Genomic DNA, 372 nt, shown 5'->3' with positions numbered 1-372 from the left:
TGGCATCACCGCGGCCGGCGAGCCCAAGGCCTATCCCTGCCGCCCGGGTGGCCACAGGCCGGCACCAGGGGCCCTACCGCGGCCATCGAGCCCAAGGCCTATTCCTGCCGTCCGGGTGACCACCGGCCAGAACAGAGGCAGCACCGCAGCCGGCGGGCACAAGTCCTATCCAGGGCTCCAACCGACCAGCGACAGGCACCGATGAGCCAAAGCTTATATGTCCTTCCCTTAGCCATGCGCCCGTTCATGTGCCCTATGCTCGTTTGCTCCCATCATCCTGGTCACTGACATTAGCTGCTGTCTCTTGATCAGATCTTGATCCCCTGCGCCATCAGATCCTTGGCGGCAAGAAAACCCTCCATTTTACTTTGC

The sequence above is a fragment of the Aeromonas sp. QDB39 genome (genome assembly GCF_027707585.1).
GTDB lineage: Bacteria > Pseudomonadota > Gammaproteobacteria > Enterobacterales > Aeromonadaceae > Aeromonas > Aeromonas hydrophila.
Note: the sequence above shows the minus strand (reverse complement) of the source record.